This is a genomic window from Paenibacillus thailandensis, assembly GCF_042685365.1.
Taxonomy (GTDB): Bacteria; Bacillota; Bacilli; order Paenibacillales; family Paenibacillaceae; genus Paenibacillus_AP; species Paenibacillus_AP thailandensis.
Genome location: NZ_JBHUMY010000008.1, coordinates 85,845 through 104,053 on the forward strand (window position 1 = coordinate 85,845; position 18,209 = coordinate 104,053).

Genomic DNA, 18,209 nt, shown 5'->3' on the forward strand with positions numbered 1-18,209 from the left:
TGGAGAAGATTGCCGCACCGCCTAACAAAAAAAGCCGTTCCCCGCGGCTTATGGCTTCTCAATATCGACCGGTCTTTTCGTATACCGGTTGGCGTAGCTGGAAGCGCCGATCGAATCCGGCTTGACGCGGGCTTCGTAGCTCCCCATCCCTTGTACCCGGTTGATCATCTCCTGGACGTACAGCGACGTCTTGTTGACGATCGGCTCCGTCCCCGCATCGATGTCGATAAACAGCTCGAGAGACGCTCCTTGATACAGATGCGGAATAAGAAACTCCTCCATTCGGCTGATGCCGCCCGCTTCTCTCATATGATAAGCGACCTCCTGGGAAAGCGACGTTTCGTACGTCAGCTTTTCCTTAACCGACCTCATCTCGCGCGGAACGACGACCTGCCTGTAGCACGCCCATGCCCCTTTGCCGACCCGGCGTATAATAATGCCCGTAATAAACTTCGTATAGCCGTGAAACACTTGGCTGTCCGTGCCGATGACGAACTGGTAAGGGGAACGGGGGTCGTTCGACATAAATTTCAGTATTCGATCCATCACGTCGCGAAGCGAAAGCTTGTTTTCCGACAAGTTCTTGAACACAAGCTCTTCCGGCAACGCGACTCGCTCGATTGGTTTCATCCTGATCACCTGTCCGGGACTAGCCAGCCCTTTCTTCGTCTTTATACATAGTTATGTCCGTCGTGCAATTAAGTTTTCCTCAAAAACAATATATTCATGAACGCCGCCGATGGATGCGGCTTGAACAATACGAATGGCCTTCCGGCGCCGGATCGTCTATAATGGAGAAAGCATGGAAAAAATGCAAATGGATGGAGGCAACGAGCATGGCAACAAGCAAATCGAAGAAGCTTAGACGAAAGCTGGAACGGGAAGGAAAGCCGAATCCGGAGCGGCTGCGGGGAAGCTGGCAAGGCGTCAACCCGGTGACGCGCACGAGCGCCGGACTTCGGGAGAAGATGCAAAAGCGATATGAGAAGCATAAAAGGAATCACGCCCTGAGAAGCGATGATTCCTTTTATTTTTGCGGGTACGATTATAAGACCGGATATTTGCGCCGGGTTTGCTCGATAAAGCTTTTGCACCGCTCCATCTGGTCTTCCCGCGCTTCCTCCATAATGATATCGACTTCCGGCTTGTATTGCTGCAGAAGCTTCATGTACAGCTCGTAGTTCATTTGCCCGAAGCCGGCCGGCTTCGTCACGACCTTGCCGTCTTCCTGCAGCAGACGGTCCTTCGCATGGCAGGCGATAATCCGGTCGCCCAGCAGCCGGAAGGCTTCCTCGATGACCTCGTCCTGCTTCGCGATATTCCCTTCGTGGAGCAGATTGCCCGGGTCGAGCACGACGCCGATTTGCGAAGAAGGAACCTCCTCCAGCATCGCATGAAGCTGACGCGCCGTTCCGACCAGATGGCCGTTCGCCGCCTCCAGACCAACGAACACGCCCCATTTCTCGGCTTGCTCCGCCAGCTCCTCCAGCACCTGCTTCATGACGCTCCGATCCTGCTCGGTATAATCCCCGCCCGGGAAGCTGCCGGTTTCAAAGGCGACCGTCGGGGCGCCGAGAAAACGCGCATAGCGCAGCAGCTCCTTGAACCGCTCGACATTGTCCCGCCGCTTGGCCTCGTCCCGGTCAAAAAAGTGCAGATAGCAGCCGAGCACGGATATGCGGACCCCTTCCTTGTCGAACGCTTCCGCAATCGATAACGCCAATCCGGGGCTCAGCTTTCCCCGCCGGCTGAAATCGATATCGCTAATCGCTTTCCACATCGCGAGCTGCACATGGGTAAAACCGTAAGACCGCACCTTGGCGGCAAGGTCGCGGTAAGGCAAACTGCCGAACAAATGAGCCAATACGCCTACTGACATCGCTTTCATTCCTTTCGAATCGCTAGTAGTCCCGCTGCCGGCTCCGCTTAGCGGAAATCGGGCGGAATCCGGCGTGCGACTCCCGTTAAGATGGCTGCTTCGATAACGGCCCTTCTGACGTTAGGCACGACCTGATCGTTAAAAATGCTTGGAATAATGTACTGTTCATGCCTCTCTTCCGCTTTGACCACCGCGGCAATTGCTCGGGCGGCCGCCAGCTTCATCGGCTCGTTGATCGTTTTGGCCCGGCAATCGAGCGCGCCGCGGAACATGCCGGGGAATACGAGCACATTGTTGATCTGGTTCGGATAATCGCTTCGTCCGGTCGCAAACACGCGCACCACCTTAAGCGCTTCTTCCGGCTCGATCTCCGGGGTAGGATTGGCCATCGCGAACACGATCCGGTTCTCCGCCATTCTGGACACGTCGTCCGCGCTCAAAATGTTGCCTCTCGAAACCCCGATGAATACGTCGGCTCCGTCAATGACCTCCTGGAGCGTTCCTTGCACCGCTTCGACCTGCGGCTGCTCCGCCAGCCAGGCCCACATCGGGTGATCATATTGCCCGCCCCGGACGATTGCCCCTTCGCGGTCTACGGGCACAAGGCGGGTCACGCCTGCGGCCAGCAGCATCTTGCAGATCGAAACGCCCGCCGCGCCGATCCCGTTGACGATGACCCGCACATGCTCAATCCGCTTGCCGACGACTTTAAGCGCATTCAACAAGCCCGCTACGACAACGATAGCCGTTCCGTGCTGATCGTCGTGGAACACCGGAATGTCGAGCTCCTCGTCCAGCCGCCTTTCGATTTCAAAGCAGCGGGGCGAGCTGATGTCTTCGAGATTAATGCCTCCGAAGATCGGGCTGATCGCCTTAATCGTGCGGATAATTTCTTCGGTATCCTTCGTGTCGAGGCAGATCGGGAAAGCATCCACCCCGGCAAGCTGCTTGAACAGCATCGCTTTGCCTTCCATAACCGGTGCCGCCGCTTTAGGGCCGATATCGCCCAGACCAAGCACGGCGGTCCCGTCCGTCACGACGGCGACGGTATTCCGTTTGATCGTAAGCGAATACGCTTTATCCGGATTTTCGTGAATCGCCGTCGAAACGCGGGCGACCCCGGGCGTATACACCTTCGACAGATCGTCCCGGTTTTTGATCGGTTGTCTTGGGGCGACTTCGATTTTGCCCCCCAGATGGGCGAGGAACGTCTGGTCGGATACGTTCACGACGACGATGCCCGGTAGCGACCTTAACGCCTCCGTTATTTCCCGCTCTTTATCGTCCGCCGCGTGAATCGTAATGTCCCGGACCGAGTTGTGCTGGCCCGAACGAATGACGTCTATGGAACGGATATCTCCGCCCGCTTTGCTTACGGTAGAAGCGACTTCGCCAAAGTTGACAAGCTCATGGTTCATTTCCAGTCGCACGATAATGCTGTTGTAGGCCATCTTCTTATACTCCTCCCGCTTCAGGTCATTCCATCTTCAATGAATCGCTTGTGGGGTCGCCGTCCTTAAGACTTCGCTGTTATTCGCCCAAATCCTCCCCGTCCGCAGGGCATCGAAAGTTTCTCTCCTATTTTTCGTTAACGGGCCGCAATCTATGAGGCGCCGCTTTGGCTCTATCCTCCGATTACTTGTCATAATGCCTGCCAATCGGGTATGATTAGGGGGCACAGCAAGTTGTACAGGAGTTGATGTTTTGGATAAAATAGGCAGAAATGATCTTTGCTACTGCGGCAGCGGATTAAAGTACAAGCGCTGCTGTCTCGGAAAGGATCAGTCGAACAACAGATTGCAATCCGCGTTGCTTACTTCCGGCAAGCCAAACGTCGCTTTGACCGAAAATGACATCATCCATATGATTGACGTTGAATTGAGCTGGTCGACAGAATCGTATCGCGCGCTGGCTGTTCATCTGCTTGAGCATATGAAAGGCCGTTACGAGGATAGCATTATATTGGAAGCGATCGCGTTATGGAACCGTTTCTCGGAACATACGAAGCCAAGCTTCCGCAAGCCGGGCATCTTCGCCGCGGCGATCGAATTCGCCGTCGCCGAAGCCAACGAGGCGGCGCGGAGCCAAGCGGAGCTTGCCGACATCTACGGCGTTTCCACCGGATCGTTGTCCAAACGCATCTTGGAGGTTAACGCCTACATTGAAACGACGTTATCCGGCAAGTCATCCGACGCGAATGCAAACGCGAACGTGAAGGGAGACATTGCTCCGGCCGTTAGCGGCAATGCTGGCGGACAAGCGTCCTTCGACGCGCAGCGGGAGCTCGAGCGTTTAAACCGGGCCATGAAGGCTCTCGCCTTAAATTACAAGTAGCCCAAATGGCTGCCATCAGGCACGAAGAGGGACTGCGGCTTTTAGCCGACAGTCCCTCTTTTCGTGTCTATTTTTTTGGACGAACTCTACGGCTCCGCCGTTTCCGCCCCTTATTCGAAATCGTATTGCAGAAAAACGGAGGAATTTCGGATGCTGTCCCAGATATCCGGCGTTTCGGCCCCGATGTACCAATAAGCATAACCGGCCAAACCGTAGGAAGCGGCCGCTTCGAGCTTGCGGCCGATCGAACGGCCGTCCTCCGCCCATATGCGGTGCTTGTATCCGCCTTTCGTATACGTAGCGATATATTGACCCGCTTGGTCGTCCCAGCTTATCGCCGCGTTGTTCGTCTGAATAAGGGTTTGCTGATTCTGAAGCGTGATCGATACGGAAGACGCCGCGCTGCCGTCCGCTTTAAGCGTCCAGTCCCTGGTGTAATAAGGCATCGCCAGCACGATTTTATCCGGCGCTACGGCCTGCGCAAGCGTCGCGAGCGAGCTCTTCACATAGCTAAGCGAAGATACCGATCCGGCTGTCGAGGAGCCTCCCCAATGCTCGTCGTAGCACATCAGCACGACATAATCCGCGGCTTGGCCGATCGCCGCGTAATCGAACGCTTCCGTCCAGTCCGTTCCCCGATCCGGCGAAACGTTGAACGAAAGCACGGCACCTTCTTCTCGAAGCGCGGAAGAGAGACTTTTGACAAAAGCCGTCATCGAAGCCCGGTCCTTCGGAGCGACGTTTTCGAAGTCGATATTCAGCCCGTCCAGACCGTATTTCGAAACCATCGACGCCAGATTTCCGACCAACGCTTCCCGCGCCGCTGCGTCGGACAACACCTCGTGCGTCAGGTCCTGGTCGGACCGGTTGCCCACCATCGCCCATACTTGCTTCCCTTTGGCGCTCGCCCATTGGATAAGCGATTTGTCGGTATGATCCGTAAGCTTCCCGCCTTCTTCTAGAAAATACCATCTCGGAGACAATGTATTGACGGTCGAAGCGGCTACCGACTTCTCGAATTCGGCGGTCGTTTGTCCGTATTGCCAGCCCAGCTGAATGCCGTAATCCGGCTTTTGCTCCAGTTCATCGGCCCAGTCCTCGTTCGAAACGATACGGGCGACGATCGTGGCCGCTTCCTCCCGCGTGATCGGATCGTTGGGACGGAATTTCCCGCCGCTGTCGCCTTTCAGAAGATTCAGCTCGAACGCCTTCGCGACGGCCTCCTCGGCCCAAGCGGAGATGGAAGCTTTATCGGATACTCCGGCCATTTCGTTCGCGGACGCGTCGGTCTCCTGCTTCAACGCTCGGACGAGAAGCACGGCCGCTTCCTGGCGGGTAATCGATGCGGACGGAGCAAACGAAGTCTCGCTTTTCCCCTGGACCAATCCAAGCTGAAACGCGGCCATGACCGCTTCATAGTACCATGCCGCACTTTGCGTATCCCGGAACGGCGTCACCGCCGCGTCCACCGGCTTAAGGCCAAGAAGACGGTTCAGCACCGTCACGAATTCGGCGCGCGTTATCGCTTTTTTAGGCGAGAAGGTCGTTTCCGTCGTCCCTTTCATCAGGTCGCGTTCGTAGAGCTCTATGATTTCCGCCTTCGCATAGCTGGACGAAATATCGGTATAAGGCGGCTTGGTAACCGCCGCGAACGACGCATGCGCCATAACCGGAAAGCACGCAAGAGCGGCCAAGGCGGCAGCGGCGTATTTTCTCATTGATGTGCTTGCCAATAGGTGTTCTCCTCTCTCCTGCTATCTATCTCTCTATTACGTTATGAATAGGTTCGAATCAACCCATTCTACCAAACGGCCGCGATACGCGCATTGCAAAAATGCTGGCGCTCCAGCCACCATGCTTCTATCCTTGTAAATTTTTATGTTTAACTTGGTTCTTCTATAGAAGAACCGCAACCAAAAAATATTATATTTCAATAGAACTCCCCTTCCTTTTTTAGCTATAATGAGAGATGACATCTGGATAGGAGAACCTTTCATGAAGCTTCTGGAGCAATATCCGAAGGAAATCAAATTTTTTTTACTGGCAAGCCTTGTCAATTCCGTCGGCGGATCGTTAATGTGGCCGCTTATCTCCATGTATGTGTTTGACGAACTGGGCAGAAGCATGGCCAGCGCGGGATTCGTCATTCTCGTTCAATCGGTCGGCGGGATTGCCGGGCAGCTGTTAGGGGGGAGTTTATACCACAAAATCGGGGTCAAACGGTTAATCGTCGGCGCCCTTGCCGCCAACGCTCTTTCGCTGTTCGCGCTGCCCGTCATCGGCGACCGGTGGATCCCGTTTGTCGTGGCCATGGGATTCGTCGGTTTGTTCAATTCGATGTCGCTCCCGGCCATCCAGGCGTTCGTCGGCTTTCGTTTCGCCGAGCGGCGCGGGGAACTGTTTAACGTCATCTATGTGGCCAACAATATCGGGGTAGCGCTCGGGACGGCCGCCAGCGGCTTTCTGGCCGATTTGTCCTATTCGTTAAGCTTTCTGCTGAACGGCGTCAGTTCGGCGGTCTTCGCCGTTTTTTTCTTCTTTTATTTACGCACAATAGGAGATGCCGCGCATTCCGGAAGGAGCGGACGGGTCAAAACGGCGCAGCGCGAAAGCCTGTGGCCTCTTCTGCTCAACGTCCGCCTCTATCTGTACATGTCGATCGGGACGCTGCTCATTTTGCTTGGCAACTCGATATGGAATACCGGCGTTTCGCCGTATATCATAGCCGAAGGGCTGCCGAAATCGATGTACGGCTTCTTATGGACGTTAAACGGCATCCTGATCTTCGCGGCGCAGCCGGTCACAACGCTGATCAAACGTTTTTTTGCCCCGACGGAAACGTCGCAGATGACGGCAAGCGGCCTTTTGTACATGCTTGGCTTCGCACTAATCCTGCTGATGCCGAATTATCCCGGCATGGTGCTTGGGATGATCTTCGCGACGCTGGGGGAAATGCTCATCTCGCCGGCAACGCCGGCTTTTATCGCCGAGCATGCCGGCAAGAACGCCCCGTTTTACATCGGGCTTACGGGCGGCCTCGGCTCGGCGGGGCGCGTCATCGGCCCTTATGTCATGGGAAGCTTCTACGACGTTGGAGGACTGATGCCCGTTGCGTGGCTGGCCGTTGCGACGGCGCTGCTGTCCGCCGTTTTCTTTGCGGTCCACGGCCGCTTGAACCGGGGACGTGCGCCCCGCGCCGGCGGTTAGCGCAGGCTTGAATCCGGCCATGTCCGTATACTACACTTGAGGAAGAACAGCTTCAGCAAACCAAGCAGTCGCTTCCGAAGCGAGTTTTGTTCGATGCATAACCGAGGAAGCACAGCTTCACAAAACTTTTAGGAGAAATACATATGAACATCCAACTCGATTTGTTTGAGAACAAGGTGGAGTTTTTTGAGGCTTACGACTTAAAAACGCTGCAGAAGCAAATCGACGATCAGATTACGAACAATCAAGCTTTGCTGCTTGACGTCAGCTCCGTAAGCTACCAGGCGGTTTTCAACCCGAACCTCGGCAAAATGCTGTACAGCGCCGCCGTTCATTTCAAACTCAAAAAATAATGGAGGAATGATCCATGACCACGTTTCAGCAAAAATTGGACAGCTACGCCGAGCTCATCGTCAACATCGGCGTCAAAATTCAAAAGGGGCAAACGCTTGTCGTGAATGCGGCCATCGACGCCGCCGAGCTTGTTCGGCTCATCGCCAAAAAAGCGTATGAAGCGGGCGCGTACTCCGTTAACGTGAAATGGAGCGACGATACGGTAACCCGGCTGCGCTACGATCTGGCTCCGGACGAAGCGTTCCTGGAAGAGCCTAAATGGCACGCCGGCGAAATGACGGAGCTGGCGGAGAAAGGCGGCGCCGTCATTAGCATCGTATCGCAGGACCCCGATCTGCTGAAAGGCGTCTCGGGCGACAAAATCGCCAATCACCAGCGCACGTACGGCAAAGCTTTGGCGAAATACCGCCAGTACATGCAAGCGGATAAATTCAGCTGGTGCGTCGTGGCCGCCCCTTCGAAGGCTTGGGCCGCCAAAGTGTTCCCGGACGCTCCGGAGTCGGAGCAAGTAAGCAAGCTGTGGGAAGCGATTTTCGATACCGTCCGCATCAACGAAGCCGACCCGGTCGCAGCATGGGAGAAGCATATCGCAACGCTTAAAGAGAAGTCGGATTATTTGAACGCGAAGAAATATAAGAAGCTTCACTACATAGCTCCGGGCACCGATCTGACGATCGAGCTGCCGGAAGGCCATTTGTGGGTGGCGGCGGACAGCGTCAACGAACAAGGCGTATCGTTCGTCGCGAACCTGCCGACCGAAGAAGTGTTCACCGCTCCGCTGGCGACCGGCGTAAACGGCAAGGTGTCGAGCACGAAGCCGCTTAGCTACGGCGGCAACATTATCGACAACTTCACGCTGACGTTCGAAAACGGAAAAATTGTGGACGTTCGGGCGGAGAAAGGCGAAGAGACGCTTAAAGGGCTGATCGAAATGGACGAAGGCGCCCGCTACCTCGGCGAAGTGGCGCTTGTCCCGCATTATTCGCCGATTTCGGAGTCCGGAATTCTTTACTTCAATACGTTGTTCGACGAGAATGCGTCCAACCATCTCGCGATCGGCAGCGCGTACGCCTTTAACCTCGAAGGCGGCAAAGGCTTGTCCCAGGAAGAGCTGAAGGCGCGCGGCCTGAATACGAGCATCACGCACGTCGACTTTATGATCGGATCGGCCGAAATGGACATTATCGGCATTACCGCCGACGGCAAAGAGGAACCGGTCTTCAAGAAAGGCACTTGGGCTTTCTAACCTTTGACGTTTAAACGTTAAACGCCGCCCGCAGCTATCGTATGGATAGCGGCGGGCGGCGTTTCGTTTGCCGGCTGCCGACCTTCCCTTGAAGCCCACGGTCAACCGAGCGATTTGCGGGCGTTTAAGCCAGAATCAGGCGCTCGAACGCCTGCTGAAGCTTTTGCGTTACCGGCCCCGGCGTTCCGCCGCCGATCGCTTTCCCGTCCACCGTTACGATCGGCACGATTTCCTGCACCGTGCTCGTAAGGAAAACTTCCTGCGCGCCGAGCAGCTCGTCTACCGTCAGAGCCCGCTCCTCGACCGGGAGCTCCAGCTCCGCGGCCAGCCGGATAACGACGTTTCTCGTTATGCCCGGCAGAATCAGGTTGTCCGCCGGATGCGTAACAAGACGGTTATCTCTGACAATAAAGAGATTGGACGAGCTGCATTCGGTTACGCTGCCGTCCCGGTGCAAAATGCAGTCGTCGGCGCCTTGGTCGAGCGCCTTCTGCTTCAGCAGCACGTTGCCGAGCAAGTTCAGCGTCTTCAAGTCGCAATGCTGCCATCTCGTATCCGGCACGGTCGCGGCCGCGATGCCCTTCTCCATCTTGTCGACCGGACGGGACAATTTCTGGCAATACGCCATGACGACCGGAGGGGTATCGGCGTTCAAGTTGTGGGCGCGGGGTGCGGTTCCCCTCGTCATCTGCACATATACGCTGCCTTCTTCGACCGCGTTTTGCCGGATAAGCTCCTGCAGCGCCGCTTCCAGCTCCCCCATGTCGGGCAGCGGGATACGGACGGCCAGCGCCGTTCGTTTAAACCGCTCGAAATGGGCTTTGGCCTCGAACATTCGGCCCTTGTACACCCGGATGACTTCGTAAATGCCGTCGCCGAAATAATATCCCCGGTCCTCCGGCGAAATCCGGACGTCCTCTTTCGGCAGAAACTCGTTGCGGAAATAATAGACTTCGCTCACGTCATTGCAGCTCCCTTGGATTTTTCTTCTTATCATAACGAATACGGCGGCCGGATTCAAAACCGTCCTCCCGTTTTCTCCGTATTATACAGGTCATATTTTCTCCCATAGAACGGAAAAGTTCGTAATTACGGGGTTATTGCAGTAGCCAATAGGATAAGTTCATCGTCGGAAACAATAAATAACCGAACATTTTGTTGCGCGCATTCCGTTTATTTTGTATTATTAATTTACATGCAATCTTCATCGTCGAAATTTTTTATGGATTGAAGGAGACTTCATGGCCCCTATCGAACCTAATTCGAACGAATTCAAACAGAAGCTGAGCCAAATCTACAACGAAGTGTCCAAGGAGCTGTTCGGCTTCGGCACTACGCTGCTTAAGACGGGCATAAGCCAAGAAGCGGTTACGCTTTACGCGCGCCATCGCCGCTCGCCTCGTTCCGCGGCCCTCGAAGGGGAAGTTCCGACGCTGAAGTATGAAGTCGACTTTTATATGTCTTCTATATATAAAAAGAGATTGAGAGAACGGCTGGAGAACGAACTTGGCCTTGAGATCGAGGTTTTGCTCCGGGATTACGACCCCGCGACGCAGTGGGCCGTTACCACCATTATGCTAAAGCATAAGTAACCGATTCATATTTGCGGCGCTTTCCTTTTGATTTATCTTAAGGATTGTCCGCGCCTAGGATATAACGGATTACGCTTGGCCTTGTTTACGGGGAAAAGCGCTCTGGTTAGAGAATTTTTCTAATCGGAGCGCTTTTTTATATATTTTCTTTTTTGGGGGAATGCCATCCGCTTTAACGGCGGGCGGGTAACCGCAACGTATATTGTCGGCACGAAGGAGAAACTAATTAAAACGACAGGAGATGGTAGTTGTGAACAAACTGTTGGGCAAAGGCTTCATCGCGTTGTCCGCTGCTGCGCTGATGCTTGCGGGCTGCGGAGGGAACGGCGGTAACGATTCGGCCGGGGAAAGCTCCGGCGGGAAACAAAAGCTCGTCATATCGACGTGGGGCTTCGCTGAGGAATTTTACAATAAAGAAGTTTATGAGCCGTTTGAAAAAGAACACAATGTGGAAATCGTCCTGGAAACGGGCAACAACGCGGATCGCTTGAGCAAAGTGCTGCAAGGCAGCTCGGACGTAGACGTCATTTATTTGTCCGACTATTATGCGCAGCAGGGCATCGAAGCCGGCGCCTTCGAGAAGATCGACCGCAGCAAGCTTACAAATCTTGACAGCATCTACGATATCGCCAAAGCGCCTAACGGCGAAGAATACGGCCCGGCCTACACGATCGGCCAGCTTGGCATCGCGTACGACCCGGCGGCTACCGGCATCGAGATTACGTCCTGGAGCGATCTGTGGAAGCCGGAGCTGAAGGGCAAGCTGACGATGCCGAGCATTACGTCGACCAGCGGCCCGATGATGGTGGATGCGGCTTCCATCGCGGCCGGCAATGCCGACTTTAACGAAGATGCAGCGTTCTCGCAATTAAGCGCGCTGAATCCGAGCGTCGTGAAATATTACGGGCAAACTTCCGAATTTATCAACATGTTTGCCCAAGGCGAAGCGTCCGCGGGACCGATTATGCAAATGTATTTGAGCGACCTGCAGGAAGCCGTTCCGGGCATCAAGTTCGTAACGCCGAAGGAAGGCGCTTATGCGATCGTCAACACGCTGAACGTCGTGAAAGGCAGCGACAACAAGGAGCTCGCCGAAGAGTTTATAAACTGGCAGCTTAGCCAAGAGGTTCAAGAGAAAGCGGCGAAAGCCAAGGTCGACTCTCCTGCGAACAAGGACGTAACGCTGACGGAAGAAGAAGCCGCAGGCGTTACGTACGGCGCGGATGTCGTAGAGAAGCTGCGAAAGCTTGATATGTCTTTCGTAAACCAAAACCTGAAAAATTGGACCGACCGCTTTAACCGCGAAGTTACGCTTTAATAAAGACGGCACGGCATCCGTTAACGCCGGTAACGGCCGCTTTGGAATAGCGGTTAACAAAAGCAGGGGCCCCTCGCCTCTGCTTTTGTTTCAAGCACATCTTTAAGAAGTGGAAGGGGATTCGATAGTGAAAAAAGTCATTATGGACGTGGATACCGGTATCGACGACGCGCTTGGCATCATGCTGGCGATCCGTAGCGGCGTACTGGACGTCCTGGGGATTACGACCGTTAACGGGAACGTATCTTTGGAGGCCGCCACCTTAAACACGATGAAAATTCTCGAATTTCTTCAAGCGGATCCCGGCATCGGCGTATACCCCGGAGCCTCCCGCCCGCTGCTGAGACGCCCGCATTTCGAGCATCGCGTGCACGGCGAGGACGGCCTTGGCGGAGCGTTGCCGGACATGATTCCATCGAACCGCTCCAGATCCGAGACGTACGGCCCCGATTTCATCATTCGCCAAGCCCGGCGGCATCCCGGGGAAATTACGCTGATCGCCACCGGCCCGCTGACCAATGTCGCCATTGCCGTTTCGAACTATCCCGGCATTGTCCATGACCTGAAGGAAGTCATTGTGATGGGCGGAGCGACCGGCACGTACGGCAACGTTACCCCGACGGCGGAATATAACATGTACGTCGATCCGGAAGCGGCGAAGCTGGTGCTTGAGGCGGGGTTTCCTCGTCTGGCGCTGGTCGGACTCGACGTGACGCGAAAGGCGCTGCTGACGGACGGGGATATCGGCGCGATCGGCGACACGGCGATTGCCCGCTACGTGCGGGACAGCACGCGCGATTACATGCGGCGGTATCGGGAACGGAACGGCGTCGACGCCTGCGCCATGCACGATCCGCTCGCCGTCGGCATGGCGATATGGCCGGAGCTCTACGAGACGAAACGTTATTTCGTGGACGTGGAGACCAAAAGCAAGCTGTGCGACGGCCAAACGGTCTGCGACGTGCAAAACCGGCTTGGCCGCGAGCCAAACGTCGACGTCTGCCTGCGCGCCGACTCCGGCGAGTTTATTCGCCGTTTTATCGAAGTCCTGCGGGACTGAACAATAACGTACAGGAGATTACCTTTCATGAAAAAGCGATACTTGTACCTGCTTCTGGCTCCCGGATTGCTGTTTCTTACCGTATTCATGATCGTGCCGCTGCTGCTCACAGTCGGCTCGACGCTGTTTCGGGACGGGAGTTTTACGTTTGAGACGTATACGCAATATTTTACCGACGCCTACTTTCTCGATATTTTGGGAACGACGCTTCTCGTCAGCGTCATGACGACGGTGCTCTGCGTCGTGCTTGGCTTTCCCGTGGCTTATTACATTTCCAAGCTGCCGCCGCGCAAAAAAAGCATCATGCTGGCGCTCGCCATCTTCCCGCTGCTTACGAGCTCGGTCGTCCGCTCCTTCAGCTGGATGATTATTCTCGGCAAAAACGGCATGGTCAACACGTTGTTGACTTCGCTTGGCTTTATTGAGGAGCCGCTCAGCATCCTGTATACGCCGACGGCGATGATTATCGGCCTGGTTCATCTGTTCCTGCCGTTAATCCTGATTACGCTTGTCGGCGTCTTGGAATCGATCGACGTCGACCTGGTCGGCGCGGCTCAAAGCCTCGGCGCGTCGAAATTTACGGCGTTCCGCAAAATCGTCGTTCCGCTCAGCATTCCGGGACTGATTATCGGCAGCATCCTCGTGTTCGTGGGCAGCTTGACCGCTTATACGACGCCGGCGCTGCTGGGCGGCAAGAAACGCGTCGTCTCGACGTTCCTGTACCAGAACGCCATTACGCTGAACGATTGGCAGGCGGCTTCCGCTATCGCCACCATAATGATGATCATCACGTTTATCGTCATCGGCCTTATGAACAAGGCTGCGGCCAAATTTAATCCGAAGGGGTAGAACTCAGATGAAAAAAAATCCGGGGCTTGCCCTATTCACCTTTGTCGTCTATTTGTTTTTGCTCGGGCCGCTTGTCATCATCGCGCTCACCTCGTTCGAGCCGGGCTCGGTATTGAAATTCCCCCCGACGGGATTTTCGCTCAAATGGTATCGGAACGTCTTCGACGTCGATATGTTCGTCACAACGTTCCAAACGTCCGTCGGCGTCTCCCTGCTCGGCAACCTGTTCGCGATCCTGCTCGGCATACCGGCCGCTTACGCCCTTAACCGGGCTGCGTTCCGCGGCAAAGAAACGCTTAACGCGATTTTCCTGTCGCCGGTGCTTATTCCGAGCATCGTGCTTGGCTTCACGCTGCTCAAATACGTCGTCATTACGCTCGACATCCCGATATACGCCGCGCTGCTGATCGGACATACCGTCATTATGCTGCCGTTCATTATCCGGGTCGTCGGCTCGAGCCTGGCTAACTTTGACTTTTCGATCGAGGAGGCGGCCATGAGCCTTGGAGCCGGTCGGCTGACAACCTTCTTTAAGGTTATTCTGCCGAATATCCGTTCCGGCATTATCGCCGCCGTGCTGATCGCGTTTCTGGAGTCGTTCAACAACGTCGACATTTCGCTCTTTATGACCGGTCCGGGCGTCAGCACGCTCCCGATCCAGATGCTCACCTACGTGGAAAATTATTTCGACCCGACGGTTTCGGCCATTTCGGTGCTGCTGATGGCGTTTACCGCCGTGTTTATGTTCCTGATCGAACGTCTCATGGGACTTTCCCAATTCACTAAACAATAACGGAGGGCCTGACACGATGGCATTGCTACAGCTTGATAACGTATCGGTCGCCTACGACCAGAACTATATTTTGCGCGACTTCAACCTCTCGATTGAAAAAGGCCACCTCATCTCCTTGCTGGGCCCGAGCGGCTGCGGCAAAACGACAACGCTGCGCCTGATCGCCGGCTTCATGGAGGCGAAGGAAGGCTCCTTCAAGTTCGGCGGCAAGGATTATACGCGCGTTCCGATCAACAAGCGGAACTTCGGTCTGGTGTTCCAGAGCTACGCCTTGTTTCCGCATCTGTCCGTTTACGACAACGTGGCGTTCGGCCTGCGCCTACGCAAAGTGAAGGACGGCGAAATCAAGCGCCGCGTGCTGCGGATGCTCGAGATCGTCGGCTTAAGCGGCTTCGAGAACCGGTTCCCGAAGGCGCTGTCCGGCGGGCAAAAGCAGCGCGTCGCGATCGCCCGAGCGCTCGTCATCGAGCCGGAATTGCTGCTCTTCGACGAGCCTCTCTCCAACCTCGACGCCAATCTGCGGGTCAACATGCGCGTGGAAATCCGGCGCATTCAGCAGGAGCTGGGCATTACGACCGTCTATGTGTCGCACGATCAGGAGGAATGCTTCTCGATTTCCGACCAGGTTGCCGTCATGAACAAAGGGGTCATCGAGCAGTTGGACCGCCCGTCCGTCATATTCCAATATCCGAAAACGGAATTCGTCGCCCGATTTATCGGCTTCAATAACTTCATTACGTTTGAAGAGCGTACCGAAGAGAACGGCTTCCACCTGCTGCGCGTCGGCGACCGCCGCTTTAAAGCCGCCGTCGTCCCGGGCATGCCGGCCAGCTTTAAAGGCGCCATACGGCCGGACGATATCGCCATCGGCCTGCCGGACCAGATCGAAGCCGGAGACAACACGCTGGACGGGACGGTGAAGGTAAGCACATACCTCGGACGGAGCTATCAATACGTCGTGGAGACCGCGCTCGGCGAGTTTACGGTTAACCAGGAGATGCAGCAGCCTTTCGCCGGCAATCAACATATTCGACTGGGGTTTCCGCCGGACAAGCTTGTCCTCGTCGAATAACAACAGGAGGAAACATCCATGCAAGTCGATCTGTTAATTTTAAACGCCAACGTCTTTAACAGCTATTTCAAAAAATGGACTCCCGGCAACGTCGCCGTGCGCGACGGGAAGTTTCTCTATATCGGGGAACGCGGCGCGGAAACGTTTGAAGCCGGTCAGGTCGTTGACGCAAAAGGCCGGTATATGCTGCCGGGCCTTGTCGACATTCATCTGCATATCGAAAGCACGATGGTTACCCCGCATTCGTTCTCGTACGGCCTGATCCGCAACGGCGTGACGACGATCGTTCCGGAGCCGCACGAAATGGCCAACGTATTCGGGCTGGAAGGCGTGCGCGAGATGATCAAAGCGAGCGCAGACTGCACGGCCGACATGTTTTATGCGATTCCGAGCTCCGTTCCGGCCACGTCCCTGGAGACGTCCGGCGGCTCGATCGAAATCGCGGACATGGACGAACTGCTCGCTTCGGGCGAAGCGGTATGCCTAGGCGAAATTATGAACTACGTCGATATTATTTCCGATCCGGACTGCAAAACGAACCGCATTTTGATGCATATGAAAAAAAATCATCCTCAGCTGGTCATCGAAGGCCATGTGCCGAAGCTGCTCGATTTGGACCTGCAGCGCGTCATTTACGCCGGGGTCGATTCCGACCATACGCATCAAACCGTGGAAGGACTGGAAGCACGCATCGCCGCGGGCATGTTTATTGAAATTCAGGAGAAATCGATGACCCCGGAGGTTATCGCTTATTTGATTTATCATGACGTATCCGAGCATTTCTGCTTTGTGACGGACGACGTGATGGCGGATTCGTTCCGCGCCCGCGGGCATTTAAATCAGATCGTCCGCAAAGCGATTAGTATGGGCATGAAGCCCGAACGGGCGATTTATGCCGCAACCTATACCCCTGCCCGCCGAATGCGGTTGTACGACCGCGGCGTAATCGCTCCCGGCAAGCTGGCGGACTTCTTGCTCGTCTCCGACCTGGAGGAGATGAAGATCGACGCCGTCTACAAAAACGGGACGTTGGCTTATTCGGCGGATCGCCCGTACGAACCGGAGCCGGCGCCTTATCGTTTCCCGGCGCATTTTTATCAAAGCGTAAAGCTCGGCGAGCTTTCCGAAACGGACTTTGCGCTGCGTACGGACGCTCCGAACGGGCGTTACGCATGCCGCGTCATGGCGGTACAGGACGGTTCGACGTTTACGAACGAAAACCGGGTAGAGCTTGAAGCTATCGCAGGAAGGCTGCGATGGGAAACAAGCGGCTGCGGGCTGATCGCTACGTTCGAGCGCTACGGCAAGCACGGCGGTCGGGCCGTCGGCCTGATTGCCGGGGACACGATTAAGCGCGGGGCCGTCGCCACGACGTATTCGCACGACAATCATAACCTGCTCGTCGTTGGGCATAATGTAAAGGACATGGTGCTTGCCGCGAATACCGTTATCCGGCAACAAGGAGGCTTCTGCGTCGTTCATGAAGGAGAGGTATTGGCGAACATGCATCTGCCGGTCGGCGGCATTTTGACGGAGGCGCCTCTCGACGAAGCGGCCGAGTCCGTCAAACAGGTGCGTCAGGCGATGGAAAGCCTCGGCTATAAGCATTACAACCCGATTATGTCCATTTCGACTCATTCCTTGCCCGTCAGCCCTTATTTGAAAATCACCGATCACGGCCTGATCGACGTTAACGCGGGGAAAGTCGTGCCGCTGATCGTCGAATGAACGCCTGCTAAAGGCAGGTTGTGAACCTTTTATCGCACCCGTAACGATATGACATGAAAGCCCGAGCGCTGGCTCGGGCTTCTTTACTGTTCTATTCTATCCAATCTCCGGCGATGGCTGAAAAACAAATAAAGCTTCGGATCGATCGATCCGAAGCTTGTATTATGTAGATGGAGCGGACGACGAGATTCGAACTCGCGACCCTCGCCTTGGCAAGGCGATGCTCTACCACTGAGCCACGTCCGCATATGGTGCGGTCGAGAGGACTCGAACCTCCACGGTATTGCTACCACTAGAACCTGAATCTAGCGCGTCTGCCAATTCCGCCACGACCGCATATGAAACTGGTGAGCCATGAAGGACTCGAACCTTCGACACCCTGATTAAAAGTCAGGTGCTCTACCAACTGAGCTAATGGCTCTCATACACTGGTGCCGTCGAGAGGACTTGAACCCCCAACCTACTGATTACAAGTCAGTTGCTCTACCAATTGAGCTACAACGGCTTGGTGACCCGTAGGGGATTCGAACCCCTGTTACCTCCGTGAAAGGGAGGTGTCTTAACCCCTTGACCAACGGGCCATATATCTAAGGATACATTTATCGCCGACCGCGATCATTGCAACCTTCAAAACCGAATAAGAATAATGTTTCTCGCTTTAGCTGCTTTTTGGGATCCCCGCAAAGTATTTGGATTATGCTCCGGAAGCCTTCGCTTCACTTTGTGGGGTAATTTTAGGATAAGCCCTCGACCGATTAGTATTCGTCAGCTGCACGC

16 protein-coding genes and 5 tRNA genes are annotated in these 18,209 nt (G+C 55.2%); 11 read left to right on the forward strand and 10 right to left on the reverse strand.

Going from position 1 to position 18,209, the window contains the following annotated elements; all coding sequences use genetic code 11:
- Nucleotides 1–48 precede the first annotated feature (48 nt).
- The 3 genes from ACFSW5_RS09810 to ACFSW5_RS09820 form a co-directional block, all read right to left on the reverse strand.
- A complete protein-coding gene (locus ACFSW5_RS09810; protein ID WP_379272080.1) occupies nt 49–630 on the reverse strand; it encodes a ribonuclease H-like YkuK family protein in 582 nt (193 codons plus the stop codon).
- Between the two features lie 415 nt (nt 631–1,045).
- The gene (locus tag ACFSW5_RS09815) at nt 1,046–1,879 is read right to left on the reverse strand and encodes a sugar phosphate isomerase/epimerase family protein (protein ID WP_379272082.1); all 834 of its coding nucleotides are present in this window, start codon (nt 1,877–1,879) and stop codon (nt 1,046–1,048) included.
- Nucleotides 1,880–1,926: 47 nt separating this feature from the next.
- A complete protein-coding gene (locus tag ACFSW5_RS09820; RefSeq protein ID WP_379272084.1) occupies nt 1,927–3,330 on the reverse strand; it encodes an NAD-dependent malic enzyme in 1,404 nt (467 codons plus the stop codon).
- 253 nt (nt 3,331–3,583) lie between these two features.
- On the opposite strand from ACFSW5_RS09820, the gene ACFSW5_RS09825 reads away from it, so the two are divergent.
- A complete protein-coding gene (locus ACFSW5_RS09825; RefSeq protein WP_379272086.1) occupies nt 3,584–4,213 on the forward strand; it encodes an SEC-C metal-binding domain-containing protein in 630 nt (209 codons plus the stop codon).
- Between the two features lie 110 nt (nt 4,214–4,323).
- Here ACFSW5_RS09825 and ACFSW5_RS09830 read toward each other — a convergent pair whose 3' ends face one another.
- On the reverse strand, nt 4,324–5,946 hold the full coding sequence (locus ACFSW5_RS09830) for an S-layer homology domain-containing protein (protein ID WP_379272088.1): 1,623 nt from the start codon (nt 5,944–5,946) through the stop codon (nt 4,324–4,326).
- Nucleotides 5,947–6,208: 262 nt separating this feature from the next.
- Between ACFSW5_RS09830 and ACFSW5_RS09835 the strand changes: the two genes are divergently transcribed.
- The 3 genes from ACFSW5_RS09835 (at nt 6,209) to ACFSW5_RS09845 (ending at nt 9,020) form a co-directional block, all read left to right on the forward strand.
- Nucleotides 6,209–7,420, forward strand: coding sequence for an MFS transporter (locus tag ACFSW5_RS09835; RefSeq protein ID WP_379272090.1), 1,212 nt, complete (start codon nt 6,209–6,211; stop codon nt 7,418–7,420).
- Nucleotides 7,421–7,563: 143 nt separating this feature from the next.
- Nucleotides 7,564–7,773 carry a YrzA family protein gene (locus ACFSW5_RS09840; protein WP_379272092.1) on the forward strand — a complete coding sequence of 70 codons (210 nt, stop codon included), beginning with the start codon at nt 7,564–7,566 and terminating at the stop codon, nt 7,771–7,773.
- A 14-nt stretch (nt 7,774–7,787) separates the two neighbouring features.
- Nucleotides 7,788–9,020 (forward strand): aminopeptidase, encoded by a 1,233-nt coding sequence (locus tag ACFSW5_RS09845; RefSeq protein ID WP_379272094.1) that lies wholly within the window; start codon nt 7,788–7,790, stop codon nt 9,018–9,020.
- Between the two features lie 124 nt (nt 9,021–9,144).
- On the opposite strand, the gene dat is transcribed toward ACFSW5_RS09845, so the two are convergent.
- The gene (dat, locus tag ACFSW5_RS09850; protein ID WP_379272096.1) at nt 9,145–9,981 is read right to left on the reverse strand and encodes a D-amino-acid transaminase; all 837 of its coding nucleotides are present in this window, start codon (nt 9,979–9,981) and stop codon (nt 9,145–9,147) included.
- Between the two features lie 280 nt (nt 9,982–10,261).
- Here dat and ACFSW5_RS09855 point away from each other — a divergent pair, with 280 nt between their 5' ends.
- The 7 genes from ACFSW5_RS09855 (at nt 10,262) to ACFSW5_RS09885 (ending at nt 17,432) form a co-directional block, all read left to right on the forward strand.
- A complete protein-coding gene (locus tag ACFSW5_RS09855; protein WP_379272098.1) occupies nt 10,262–10,612 on the forward strand; it encodes a DUF2294 domain-containing protein in 351 nt (116 codons plus the stop codon).
- A gap of 241 nt (nt 10,613–10,853) precedes the next feature.
- Nucleotides 10,854–11,930 carry an ABC transporter substrate-binding protein gene (locus ACFSW5_RS09860; RefSeq protein WP_379272100.1) on the forward strand — a complete coding sequence of 359 codons (1,077 nt, stop codon included), beginning with the start codon at nt 10,854–10,856 and terminating at the stop codon, nt 11,928–11,930.
- Between the two features lie 127 nt (nt 11,931–12,057).
- A complete protein-coding gene (locus ACFSW5_RS09865; protein WP_379272102.1) occupies nt 12,058–12,990 on the forward strand; it encodes a nucleoside hydrolase in 933 nt (310 codons plus the stop codon).
- A gap of 27 nt (nt 12,991–13,017) precedes the next feature.
- Nucleotides 13,018–13,839 carry an ABC transporter permease gene (locus tag ACFSW5_RS09870; protein WP_379272104.1) on the forward strand — a complete coding sequence of 274 codons (822 nt, stop codon included), beginning with the start codon at nt 13,018–13,020 and terminating at the stop codon, nt 13,837–13,839.
- 7 nt (nt 13,840–13,846) lie between these two features.
- Nucleotides 13,847–14,632 (forward strand): ABC transporter permease, encoded by a 786-nt coding sequence (locus ACFSW5_RS09875; protein ID WP_379272107.1) that lies wholly within the window; start codon nt 13,847–13,849, stop codon nt 14,630–14,632.
- Between the two features lie 16 nt (nt 14,633–14,648).
- Nucleotides 14,649–15,704 (forward strand): ABC transporter ATP-binding protein, encoded by a 1,056-nt coding sequence (locus ACFSW5_RS09880; protein WP_379272110.1) that lies wholly within the window; start codon nt 14,649–14,651, stop codon nt 15,702–15,704.
- Nucleotides 15,705–15,722: 18 nt separating this feature from the next.
- The gene (locus ACFSW5_RS09885) at nt 15,723–17,432 is read left to right on the forward strand and encodes an adenine deaminase C-terminal domain-containing protein (RefSeq protein ID WP_379272112.1); all 1,710 of its coding nucleotides are present in this window, start codon (nt 15,723–15,725) and stop codon (nt 17,430–17,432) included.
- 171 nt (nt 17,433–17,603) lie between these two features.
- Here the strand turns inward: ACFSW5_RS09885 and ACFSW5_RS09890 are convergent.
- The 5 genes from ACFSW5_RS09890 to ACFSW5_RS09910 all read right to left on the reverse strand — a co-directional run bounded on the left by ACFSW5_RS09890 (nt 17,604) and on the right by ACFSW5_RS09910 (nt 18,013).
- Nucleotides 17,604–17,678 (reverse strand) — tRNA-Gly (locus ACFSW5_RS09890).
- Between the two features lie 3 nt (nt 17,679–17,681).
- Nucleotides 17,682–17,768, reverse strand: a tRNA-Leu gene (locus ACFSW5_RS09895).
- 9 nt (nt 17,769–17,777) lie between these two features.
- Nucleotides 17,778–17,853: transfer RNA gene (locus ACFSW5_RS09900), tRNA-Lys, on the reverse strand.
- A gap of 8 nt (nt 17,854–17,861) precedes the next feature.
- A tRNA-Thr gene (locus tag ACFSW5_RS09905) sits at nt 17,862–17,937 on the reverse strand.
- 1 nt (nt 17,938) lies between these two features.
- Nucleotides 17,939–18,013, reverse strand: a tRNA-Glu gene (locus tag ACFSW5_RS09910).
- Between the last annotated feature and the right edge of the window lie 196 nt (nt 18,014–18,209).

Bases quoted from the DNA above. Each gene is read 5' to 3' on its own strand.
- ACFSW5_RS09810 (WP_379272080.1), bottom strand. From the start codon at position 630: ATGAAACCAATCGAGCGAGTCGCGTTGCCGGAAGAGCTTGTGTTCAAG.
- ACFSW5_RS09815 (WP_379272082.1), bottom strand. From the start codon at position 1,879: ATGTCAGTAGGCGTATTGGCTCATTTGTTCGGCAGTTTGCCTTACCGC.
- ACFSW5_RS09820 (WP_379272084.1), bottom strand. From the start codon at position 3,330: ATGGCCTACAACAGCATTATCGTGCGACTGGAAATGAACCATGAGCTT.
- ACFSW5_RS09835 (WP_379272090.1), top strand. From the start codon at position 6,209: ATGAAGCTTCTGGAGCAATATCCGAAGGAAATCAAATTTTTTTTACTG.
- ACFSW5_RS09840 (WP_379272092.1), top strand. From the start codon at position 7,564: ATGAACATCCAACTCGATTTGTTTGAGAACAAGGTGGAGTTTTTTGAG.
- ACFSW5_RS09845 (WP_379272094.1), top strand. From the start codon at position 7,788: ATGACCACGTTTCAGCAAAAATTGGACAGCTACGCCGAGCTCATCGTC.
- ACFSW5_RS09855 (WP_379272098.1), top strand. From the start codon at position 10,262: ATGGCCCCTATCGAACCTAATTCGAACGAATTCAAACAGAAGCTGAGC.
- ACFSW5_RS09860 (WP_379272100.1), top strand. From the start codon at position 10,854: ATGGTAGTTGTGAACAAACTGTTGGGCAAAGGCTTCATCGCGTTGTCC.
- ACFSW5_RS09870 (WP_379272104.1), top strand. From the start codon at position 13,018: ATGAAAAAGCGATACTTGTACCTGCTTCTGGCTCCCGGATTGCTGTTT.
- ACFSW5_RS09875 (WP_379272107.1), top strand. From the start codon at position 13,847: ATGAAAAAAAATCCGGGGCTTGCCCTATTCACCTTTGTCGTCTATTTG.
- ACFSW5_RS09880 (WP_379272110.1), top strand. From the start codon at position 14,649: ATGGCATTGCTACAGCTTGATAACGTATCGGTCGCCTACGACCAGAAC.
- ACFSW5_RS09885 (WP_379272112.1), top strand. From the start codon at position 15,723: ATGCAAGTCGATCTGTTAATTTTAAACGCCAACGTCTTTAACAGCTAT.